The sequence below is a fragment of the Pontibacter fetidus genome, assembly GCF_010119545.1.
Lineage (GTDB): Bacteria > Bacteroidota > Bacteroidia > Cytophagales > Hymenobacteraceae > Pontibacter > Pontibacter fetidus.
In genome coordinates this window covers 1-8168 of the sequence record NZ_JAAEAA010000038.1, presented here as the reverse complement: position 1 = coordinate 8168, position 8168 = coordinate 1, and the positions used below count along the sequence as shown (strand labels likewise).

7 protein-coding genes are annotated in these 8168 nt (G+C 45.0%); 4 read left to right on the top strand and 3 right to left on the bottom strand.

What is annotated here, in order from left to right; genetic code table 11:
- Nucleotides 1-438: 438 nt before the first annotated feature.
- Complete coding sequence (locus tag GWO68_RS17585) at nucleotides 439-1515, bottom strand: mannose-1-phosphate guanylyltransferase (RefSeq protein WP_162347791.1); 1077 nt, start codon at nucleotides 1513-1515, stop codon at nucleotides 439-441.
- Between the two features lie 10 nt (nucleotides 1516-1525).
- Nucleotides 1526-2497 (bottom strand): KpsF/GutQ family sugar-phosphate isomerase, encoded by a 972-nt coding sequence (locus tag GWO68_RS17580; RefSeq protein WP_162347790.1) that lies wholly within the window; start codon nucleotides 2495-2497, stop codon nucleotides 1526-1528.
- A 68-nt stretch (nucleotides 2498-2565) separates the two neighbouring features.
- Here GWO68_RS17580 and recQ point away from each other — a divergent pair, with 68 nt between their 5' ends.
- Together recQ and purD are read left to right on the top strand one after the other, a co-directional pair.
- Nucleotides 2566-4743 (top strand): DNA helicase RecQ, encoded by a 2178-nt coding sequence (gene recQ, locus GWO68_RS17575; protein ID WP_162347789.1) that lies wholly within the window; start codon nucleotides 2566-2568, stop codon nucleotides 4741-4743.
- Between the two features lie 201 nt (nucleotides 4744-4944).
- Nucleotides 4945-6234: a phosphoribosylamine--glycine ligase gene (purD, locus tag GWO68_RS17570; protein ID WP_162347788.1), complete on the top strand. Its 1290-nt coding sequence runs from the start codon at nucleotides 4945-4947 to the stop codon at nucleotides 6232-6234.
- Between the two features lie 78 nt (nucleotides 6235-6312).
- On the opposite strand, the gene GWO68_RS17565 is transcribed toward purD, so the two are convergent.
- Nucleotides 6313-6729, bottom strand: a complete 417-nt coding sequence (locus tag GWO68_RS17565) for a BrxA/BrxB family bacilliredoxin (protein WP_162347792.1) — start codon at nucleotides 6727-6729, stop codon at nucleotides 6313-6315.
- A 305-nt stretch (nucleotides 6730-7034) separates the two neighbouring features.
- On the opposite strand from GWO68_RS17565, the gene GWO68_RS17560 reads away from it, so the two are divergent.
- On the top strand, nucleotides 7035-7379 hold the full coding sequence (locus GWO68_RS17560) for a hypothetical protein (protein WP_162347787.1): 345 nt from the start codon (nucleotides 7035-7037) through the stop codon (nucleotides 7377-7379).
- A gap of 104 nt (nucleotides 7380-7483) precedes the next feature.
- The gene (locus GWO68_RS17555; RefSeq protein ID WP_162347786.1) at nucleotides 7484-7891 is read left to right on the top strand and encodes a hypothetical protein; all 408 of its coding nucleotides are present in this window, start codon (nucleotides 7484-7486) and stop codon (nucleotides 7889-7891) included.
- The last annotated feature ends 277 nt before the right edge of the window (nucleotides 7892-8168 follow it).

The following is an 8168-nucleotide window of genomic DNA, read 5'->3' as shown; positions in this document are numbered from 1 at the left end:
TATTGAAAAATATAGCCTTGAACATCGCCAGAAAATGTAGCTTCCACTCTATGAAGGATGCGATCACAGCTTTTGCCAACAAAATAACACTGATGGCTAAATACATTAGAACTTAACGACCCTGCCTCTTGAGAGGGGCAGGGGTGTGTTATAGCGAAGGCTTAATTCATCTTCCCACAAGATCCTTTCAGGATGACAAATGAAGTAGTAGGTAAAAAATTCCCCCTCCTGTTTTGGGGTAGAACCCTTCTTTAAAAGGAGATGGCTGGGGTGAGGTAAAACAGCAACTACAATAATATAACTCCAACTATAGCAAAGGCAGAAATGACCTCCGAACGTTTGAAAAACCTCAGAGCGTCTAATTAAAACCTAACCAAAAACAAAAAAGAGCTGAAACGATGACCGTTTCAGCTCTTTCCATAGTTGGTAAACTATAGTTTAAATATAGTTCTGGCCTTTTTTATACTTGGCGTCAGCTGTAAAATCTTTCACTTTCTGCTCCTCTTCCAGCTTACAGATCATTAGCACATTGTCGTGTTCGGCGATAATGTAACCTTCTAAACCTTGTAGCACAACCAAGCGGTCTTTAGGAGTTTTTATAATGCAATTCTTCGTGTCATATAGCATCACATCACCATCTATTACATTTGCCTGTTCATCTTTGTCGCTGATTGTATAAAGCGAATTCCAGGTGCCCAGGTCAGACCAGCCGATATCGCTGAGAACCACGTACACATTGTCCACCTTCTCCATAATGCCATAGTCGATAGAGATGTTACGGCAATGCGAGTAGGCTTTCACTATAAAGTTTGATTCTTCAGCTGTGTTATACTTAGCGCTGCCTTCCTCGAATATCTCTGATACTTCTGACAGGTGCTGTCGGAAAGCGCCAAGAATACTTTGCACGTTCCAGATAAAAATGCCGGAGTTCCACACAAAGTCGCCGCTGTTCAAAAACATCTGAGCAAGCTCCAGGTTCGGCTTTTCGGTAAATGTCTTAACCTTCTTTATAGGCTGGTCGCCATCTGCAATAAACTGGATGTAGCCATAACCCGTATCAGGGCGGCTTGGCGTAATACCCAGTGTTATCAGTACATTGTCAGCAGCAGCTGCTTCTATAGCAGTGTTTATAACCTGGTTAAACGCTTCCTGTTTCAGCACAACGTGGTCTGATGGGGCTACTACCAGGTTGGCGTTCGGGTTTATCTGAGCTATTTTGTAAGACGCATACGCTATACAAGGGGCTGTATTACGCCCGACAGGCTCCAACAGGATCTGGTTATCGCTGAGTTGTGGCAGCTGCTCTTTTACCAGTTGCTGGTAGTCTTTGTTGGTAACTATAAAAATATTCTCGGTAGGGCAAATCTGCTCAAAGCGCTTCATCGTCATCTGAAGCATGGTTTCGCCTATACCCAGCACATCATGAAACTGCTTCGGGTAGTTGGTACGGCTGAATGGCCAGAAGCGGCTACCAATGCCGCCCGCCATTATCACCACATAGGTGTTGTTGTTCATGGGTGTTTGTTTATACAAGTCCTTCTTTCAGGAGGTCGTGCAGGTGCACAAAGCCTTCAAATTTTCCGGAGTCGGTTACGATTAATTGAGTTATATTTTTCTCCTGCATAATGGCCATCGCTTCGGCAGCGTATTGGTCCGGTTCTATAGTTAGCGGAGAAGCAGTCATGATATCAGTGGCAATTATACCTTCTGTTGATTCATATTTGTCCAACATACGGCGAAGGTCGCCATCGGTTATAATCCCAACCAGTTCATCGGTATTTTCTTTTACTACGGCCGTAGCACCCAGTCTTTTAGAAGATATTTCTATAATAACCTGGCGTAGCGTGGCGTTCTCTGTAACCTTAGGGGCCTGGTTCTGCTTGTAGATGTCTTCTACTTTTAAGTATAAACGTTTGCCAAGCGAGCCACCTGGGTGCAGGCGTGCAAAATCGGCGCTGCTGAAACCACGGGCTTCCAGTAAACAAACGGCTAGCGCATCGCCTAGGGCAAGGGCAGCAGTAGTGCTGGTAGTTGGGGCCAGGTTATTCGGGCAGGCTTCGCGCTCTACATTGGCATTCAGCACATAGTCAGCGCTCTCGGCCAGGTACGAATCTATACTGGATACCATGGCTGCCAGTTTAGAACCTTTACGCTTTAGTAACGGAACTAAAACTTTTATCTCGGGTGTATTTCCACTTTTAGAGATGCAGATCACAAAGTCTTCGGGCTGGATCATGCCCAGGTCGCCGTGTATGGCATCGGCAGCGTGCATAAAAATAGCAGGCGTACCGGTTGAGTTTAAGGTAGCTACGATTTTGGAGGCGATGTTTGCGCTTTTGCCAATACCCGTTACTACCACGCGGCCTTTCATGTTCAGTATAGCTTCGACGCAATTCTGAAAGTCTTCGTCGATAAAATCTGCCAGTCTGGCGATAGCTTCCGCCTCAGATAGTAAGACTTTTTTTGCTATTTGAGTTATATTATTAATTAGATTCAAGTTAAATTTGTGTTAATGTACACTTATTTGAGTACGTTGCAACCTTACTTATTTTTTGCAGGAATTACATGTCTATTACAGAGGTCAATCTCAAGAACAAATTAAAGGAAGTTTTTGGGTATAATCAATTCAGAGGAAATCAGGAGCTGATAATAAACAATATTATCAACGGGAAGAACACCTTTGTGATTATGCCTACAGGCGCCGGCAAGTCGTTGTGCTATCAACTGCCTGCATTATCGTTACCGGGCACGGCCATTGTTATCTCGCCGCTCATCGCCCTGATGAAAAACCAGGTAGACCAGCTGAATGCCTTTGGCGTAAATGCGCATTTCCTTAACTCTACATTATCCAAGTCTGAGATAAACAAGGTAAAGAAGGAAACACTGGCCGGGGAGGTAAAGTTGTTGTATGTGGCACCAGAGTCGCTTACCAAGGAAGAAACTATAGAATTCCTGCGCAGCTCTAACATCTCGTTTGTAGCTATCGATGAAGCGCACTGTATCTCGGAGTGGGGCCACGATTTCCGTCCGGAGTACCGCCGTATCCGTGGCATTATAGATCAGATAGGCAACCTGCCAATTATTGCGCTTACCGCTACTGCTACCCCAAAAGTGCAGCTCGATATACAGCGAAACCTACAGATGGATGAAGCTTCTGTTTTCAAGTCGTCGTTTAACCGTACCAACTTGTACTACGAGGTACGCCCTAAGCACAAGACCAAGAAGCAGCTGATACAGTATGTAAAGAAAAATAAAGGCAAGAGTGGCGTAGTTTACTGCCTGAGCCGCAAAAAAGTAGAAGAAATTGCCGAGCTGCTGCGTGTAAACGATGTAAAAGCCCTGCCTTACCATGCCGGCCTGGATGCCAGCGTACGTATGGCTAACCAGGATGCTTTCCTGAACGAAGACTGCGACGTGATTGTGGCAACTATAGCTTTCGGTATGGGTATTGATAAGCCGGATGTGCGTTTTGTAATTCACTACGATACACCAAAATCAATAGAAGGCTATTACCAGGAAACCGGCCGCGCTGGTCGTGATGGTCTGGAAGGCAACTGCCTCATGTTCTATAGTTACGACGACATCATTAAGCTGGAGAAATTTAACAAAGACAAGCCGGTAACCGAGCGCGACAACTCAAAACTATTACTGCAAGAAATGGCGGCTTATGCTGATTCTGCAGTTTGCCGTCGTAAGCAGTTGCTGCACTACTTTGGCGAAGCGTACGAAAAAGACTGTGGTTTCTGCGATAACTGTTTGCACCCGAAAGAGCGTTTCCAGGCCCAGAACGAAGTGGTGAATGCCCTGAAAGCGGTGGAGCAAACAGGCGAGCGCTTTACTATAGAACATATTACGGCTGTACTTACCGGCCTGCGTAACCAGCATGTAAGCAGCTACGAGCACGATAGCCTGGAAGTTTTTGGCATTGGTAAAGAGCAAGATGTACAGTTCTGGAGCTCGGTGCTGCGCCAGGTGCTGTTATCAGAATACCTGGAAAAGGATATTGAGAACTTTGGTGTGGTGAAGCTGACCGATAAAGGCCGCAACTTTATAGTTAACCCGCAGCCCATAGAACTGACCAAAGACCACAACTATGAGCAGGAAGTAAAAGAAGACGAAGAGAAAGAAGAAACGCAGGCGCAAGCTGGCCACGATGAAGTGCTTTTCGACCTACTTAAAAACCTGCGCAAGAAGCTGGCCAAGGAAAAAGGATTACCGCCTTACGTACTGTTTCAGGACCCATCGTTAAAAGAGATGGCCACTGTTTACCCAACTACTAAAGAAGACCTGGCGCACATTGCCGGCGTGGGTATGGGCAAAGTACAGAAGTTCGGAAAGCCGTTCCTGGACATGATAACCAAGTATGTAGAGGAGAATGACATTGTAACAGCTGCCGATGTGGTGGTGAAAACAACGGTCAACAAATCCAAGATCAAGATCTACATCATTCAGCAGATAGATAAGAAAGTTGACCTGGAAGAGATAGCCGCTTCTAAAGACCTGACCATGCAGGAACTGATCGAAGAAATTGAGCACATCTGCTACTCGGGCACCAAACTTAACCTGAACTACTACATTAATAATGTATTGGATGAGGACCGCCAGGAGGAGATCTACGATTACTTTATGAACGCCAGCACCGACAACATTGCTATAGCACTTAAAGAACTGGGTACTGACGATTATACCGAAGAGGACCTGCGCCTTATGCGCATTAAATTCCTGAGTGAGTATGCAAACTAAAATGTTGGTTACAGAAAGCTGATTATTGCTTCGAACAAGTATAAATGAAGGCCGTTGTTTTTACAGCGGCCTTTTTGTTTTAAAGTAAACTATAAACCAGCCAACTATAAAACTATAGTTTGTGCTGCACGCGCAACTATAAATTTATAACTTCGCATCGCATAGTATAGCAATCAACAACCAGCAATTAGCAATTAAACTATGAATGTACTGATAATTGGATCCGGAGCCCGTGAACATGCCCTTGCCTGGAAACTGAGCCAGAGCGAATATTGCGACGACGTATTTGTAGCCCCTGGCAACGCCGGCACCATGGAGTTTGGCACCTACGCCAGTGTCGACATCCATAATTTTGAAGAAGTAGCCAAGTTTGCTACCGACTTTAATATTATGATGCTGGTTGTAGGCCAGGAAAACTCGTTGGTTGAAGGCATGCACGATTATTTCCAGGAGAAAGAATACCTGCGCCACATACTGGTTATTGGCCCTAAGAAAGCCGGTGCCATGCTGGAGGGTAGCAAAGACTTTTGCAAAGCATTTCTGCAGAAATATAACATCCCTACTGCCCGCTACCAGACCTTTACCGAAGATACTTACCGCGATGCTGTAGCCTACCTGCGCGACCATAGTTACCCTGTAGTGCTTAAAGCCGATGGCCTGGCTGCCGGCAAAGGTGTTATCATTTCGCCTGATTTTGAGCATGCCCTGGATGCCCTGGAAAATATGCTGCGCAACAAGCGTTTTGGTAAAGCCGGCTCTAAAGTCGTGATTGAGGAGTTTCTGGAAGGGATAGAAGTGTCGGTGTTTATATTGACGGATGGTAAAGAGTATGTGTTGCTGCCGGAAGCTAAAGACTATAAACGCATAGGCGAAGGCGATGCCGGCCTGAATACGGGCGGTATGGGGGCTATTTCGCCGGTGCCTTTTGCCGATGAGGTATTTATGCAAAAGGTAAAAGAGCGCGTTATTGAGCCAACTATAGCTGGTATGCAGCAGGAGGGATTAGAGTACAGCGGCTTTCTGTTTATTGGCCTGATAAAGGTAAACAACGAGCCTTATGTGATAGAATATAACGTGCGCCTCGGCGACCCGGAAACAGAAGCTATACTTCCGCGCATCAAATCAGATTTGTTTGAGCTGTTTAAGGCATTGCACGACCATACCTTGGGCAGCTATAAGCTGGAAATTGACCCTCGTACAGCAGCTACGGTATTTTTAGTATCGGGCGGTTATCCGGAAGGGTTTGAGAAAGGGAAAGAGATTTTGGGTTTAGATAACGTAAGTTCGGATGTATTGGTCTTTCATGCCGGTACCAAGCAGGTACATGATAAACTGGTGAGCAGCGGCGGCCGCGTAATAGCTGTAACTGCCCTCGGCGATACCATGGACGAAGCACTGGAAAAAGCAAATGCAGCTGCCGAAACTATAACCTGGCAGGGCCGCTATTACCGTCGTGATATTGGCTTTGACCTGCGCCAGGCAACAGTATAAAGCTATAGTTTGAACTATAAAAACAGAAAAGGCCGGTTAATGCAACCGGCCTTTTCTGTTTTAAACACTGGGCTAAACTTAGCAATAAGCTTCGAACGCGCCTTTCAGGTTATCCACGATGCGGTTAAGCTCATTACCTTCGATGTGGTAACGCTCAATCATGTGTACCAGCTCACCATTTTTAAACAGCGCTATAGATGGTGACGACGGCGGGTAAGGCAGCATGTACTCACGTGCTTTCGCAACGGCATCAGCTTCCATGCCTGCAAACACTGTAATCATTTTATCCGGCTTCTGGTCGGCAGCTGCTACAGCCATTTTAAGGGCAGGACGCGCCTTAGATGCCGCACAACCACAAACAGAGTTAATAGCCACTAATACAGTTCCTTCTTTTGTAGAAAGTGCTTGCTCTACTTCTTCAGGAGTCATTAATTGCTCAAAACCCGCAGACGTTAAATCTTCGCGGATAGGGGCAACCATATATTCAGGATACATTCCCATAATCGTTCTTGATTAAGATTAAAAACTATAGCTGCAAATTTACGAAATAATAACAACATCTGAAGATGATGTATATCACCTGTTTGCTTATACCTCTATTTAGAATATAGCATTACTTGAATAATATTAAATTGTATTGTTTATAGAACTTTTGCAATGCTTAAAACACTTTTAAAAGTTGTAAGTATATGGTAGCATGTAATAAATGCCTTTAGGGAGATTGAATATTTTTTGGACTTATCTGAAGAATTTTTGACTGGCTTAGAGAGGGCTTAAAGGTTATACTTATCGACTGTGTTATGCTACATCAAACCAATCCTGATCAGTTGCCGCAGGTATGTTATTTTTACCTGCCCTCTTTAAACGATAAGCCAGCCGAAGTAATAGGTGTGGTCAACTGCACATCCGATACCATCCGGATACCCATGCCCGAAGAAGACCTGGAACTATCTGCTTTTTTCCAGCGCAATATTACCCCCACAGAGTATGAAGCGTTCAGTAACCAATCAACCTGGCGCATCTTTTCCTCCTGGTCCGAACTCGAAACAGATCATCAGAAGTATAAAGTAAATCTGGCCACTATGCTGATCCTTTTAAGCTACCAGCAAGATAAGCCGTTGCAAGAGCATCTGGCAGTAGCATAAAGCTTTATTTCTAAGTTACTTTATAATATTGTTTTCGTATTTCAGGAGAAACCTTTAAAGTGGTAGGAATATTACTATATTAGTCCTGAAATAACAGCAGCCGCATGTTCGAATTCGAAAACAGTTACCTTCTGCTTTGGGTAGATACCACCATACACCTGATGTACAGCGATTGGCTACGCCCCGTTACCACCGAAGAATACCGCGAAGGAAATAACCTGTTGCTTGAGCAGTTACGCGAAAAAGATATCCAAAACTGGATAGCAGATTCCTCTAGATTAGGCGACATCTCGCAGGAAGACGAAAAGTGGACACTTCAGGAGTTTGTGCCTGCGCTGGCAGCATCTAACTTACTAAAGCTGGCCCGCATTGGCGGCGAAGACACTGGCAGTCATGCCAAATTCGAACAGTTCGTAAAACGCGCTGAACCGATCTACATTGGTAACATACAGGTAAGGCAGTTTATAACTTACAAAGAAGCCGCAGACTGGGTAGGGGAGATTCCGGTTTAAGTTAAAGCTTCATCTTTTCATTTCGAGCTGCCTCAAGAAATCCTATAGTTTCACATTTGCCATTTCGACGTTAGGAGAAATCTATCTCTGCATATAGTTTGTAGACCTAGCAGTGTGCGCAGCTCCTGCTAGCGTTTGGGTTAGGTAACCAAGCTATCCTTTCATACTTCCTCTAATCCTGGGAGCTTTACTTGCCTATAGTTCCAATTGAGCTTTGGCTCCCTCACGGCCGGGAGGCCCCGTCTTCGGGCATCGCGCTGCTGCCTTCTTGCTATCC

Coding starts and splice junctions, on each gene's coding strand:
- GWO68_RS17585 (WP_162347791.1), bottom strand. CDS start 1,515: ATGAACAACAACACCTATGTGGTGATAATGGCGGGCGGCATTGGTAGC.
- recQ (WP_162347789.1), top strand. CDS start 2,566: ATGTCTATTACAGAGGTCAATCTCAAGAACAAATTAAAGGAAGTTTTT.
- purD (WP_162347788.1), top strand. CDS start 4,945: ATGAATGTACTGATAATTGGATCCGGAGCCCGTGAACATGCCCTTGCC.
- GWO68_RS17565 (WP_162347792.1), bottom strand. CDS start 6,729: ATGTATCCTGAATATATGGTTGCCCCTATCCGCGAAGATTTAACGTCT.
- GWO68_RS17560 (WP_162347787.1), top strand. CDS start 7,035: ATGCTACATCAAACCAATCCTGATCAGTTGCCGCAGGTATGTTATTTT.
- GWO68_RS17555 (WP_162347786.1), top strand. CDS start 7,484: ATGTTCGAATTCGAAAACAGTTACCTTCTGCTTTGGGTAGATACCACC.